The following is a 1913-nucleotide window of genomic DNA, read 5'->3' on the forward strand; positions in this document are numbered from 1 at the left end:
TGTTGTCCATCACCTACGCCTTTCGGCCTCGGCTTAGGTCCCGACTAACCCAGGGCGGACGAACCTTCCCCTGGAAACCTTGGGTTTACGGCCCGTGGGATTCTCACCCACGTCTCGCTACTCATGCCAACATTCTCACTCCTATACTGTCCACACGTCCTTACGGTCATGCTTCAGCCTGCATAGGAAGCTCCCCTACCTATCATTACTGATAGCGTAGCTTCGGTAGTAAGTTTTAGCCCCGGTAATCTTCGGCGCAGGATCACTCGACCAGTGAGCTATTACGCACTCTTTAAATGAGTGGCTGCTTCTAAGCCAACATCCTGGTTGTCTGTGCAATCCCACATCCTTTACCACTTAACTTACATTTAGGGACCTTAGCTGACGCTCTGGGCTGTTGCCCTCTCGACTATGAATCTTATTACCCACAGTCTGACTCCCAAGTATAAAATAACGGCATTCGGAGTTTGATAATCTTCGGTAAGCGCAATGCCCCCTAGGATATTCAGTGCTCTACCTCCGTATTTCTCAACCTTGAGGCTAGCCCTAAAGCTATTTCGGGGAGAACCAGCTATCTCCGAGCTCGATTGGAATTTCACCGCTACCCACAAGTCATCCCCGAGCTTTTCAACGCTCGTGGGTTCGGACCTCCACGAAATTTTACTTTCGCTTCATCCTGCTCATGGGTAGGTCGCTCGGTTTCGGGTCTACGACAGCAAACTTAACGCCCATTTAAGACTCGCTTTCACTACGGCTCCATACCTTAAGTACTTAACCTAGCTTACTATCGTAACTCGTTGGCCCGTTCTACAAAAAGTACGCGGTCACACATATAAAGTGCTTCCACAGCTTGTAAGCGCAGGGTTTCAGGTTCTATTTCACTCCCCTCCCGGGGTTCTTTTCACCTTTCCCTCACGGTACTATGCGCTATCGGTCACTAAGTAGTATTTAGCCTTGGAGGATGGTCCCTCCTGCTTCCCACAGGGTTTCACGTGTCCCGTGGTACTCTGGATCACATCTAAAGTCTTCTCGTTTTGACTACGTGGCTATTACACTTTATAGCGGAGCTTTCCAACTCTCTTCGTCTACGATACCTCTTCGTTGATGATGTGTCCGCAACCCCAGCGAAGAAAACTTCACTGGTTTGGGCTATTCCGCGTTCGCTCGCCGCTACTTACGGAATCGAATTTCTTTCTTTTCCTCCGGGTACTTAGATGTTTCAGTTCCCCGGGTTCCCCTCGCTAAGCTATGTATTCACTTAACGATACTTAGACATTACTCTAAGTGAGTTTCCTCATTCGGAAATCTTCGGATCAAAGTTTACGTGCAACTCCCCGAAGCTTATCGCAGCTTATCGCGTCCTTCATCGGCTCTTAGTGCCAAGGCATCCGCCCTGCGCCCTTAATAACTTGACCAGTTATTAAAAGTGTTATTTTTTAAAGAGTTGTCTTCTCTTATAATTGGTTTATTTAATCATCACTAAATGTTATGCAGTTTTCAAAGTACTAATATGGTGGAGATGAGGAGGATCGAACTCCTGACCCCTTGCGTGCAAGGCAAGTGCTCTCCCAGCTGAGCTACACCCCCACAATATGAAGTTCATTTAAGAACTCTCAAAATTAAACAGTAGGTAATTACTCCTTAGAAAGGAGGTGATCCAGCCGCACCTTCCGATACGGCTACCTTGTTACGACTTCACCCCAGTTATTGGTTTCACCTTCGACGGCCGCTTCCTAAAAGGTTAGCTAACCGGCTTCGGGCGCCCCCAACTCCCGTGGTGTGACGGGCGGTGTGTACAAGACCCGGGAACGCATTCACCGCAGCATTCTGATCTGCGATTACTAGTAACTCCAGCTTCATGTAGGCGAGTTTCAGCCTACAATCCGAACTGAGAATGGCTTTAAGGGATTAGC

At 48.4% G+C, this 1913-nt stretch carries 1 tRNA gene and 2 rRNA genes; all 3 read right to left on the bottom strand.

The window, feature by feature from the left end:
- Window positions 1-1415 (bottom strand): 23S ribosomal RNA (locus VLM92_RS05240); the annotation flags it as partial.
- 96 nt (window positions 1416-1511) lie between these two features.
- A tRNA-Ala gene (locus VLM92_RS05245) sits at window positions 1512-1587 on the bottom strand.
- Window positions 1588-1645: 58 nt separating this feature from the next.
- Window positions 1646-1913, bottom strand: a 16S ribosomal RNA gene (locus VLM92_RS05250); the annotation flags it as partial.

Origin of the sequence: Romboutsia sp. (assembly GCF_035470145.1) — a bacterium.
Taxonomy (GTDB): Bacteria; Bacillota; Clostridia; order Peptostreptococcales; family Peptostreptococcaceae; genus Romboutsia_D.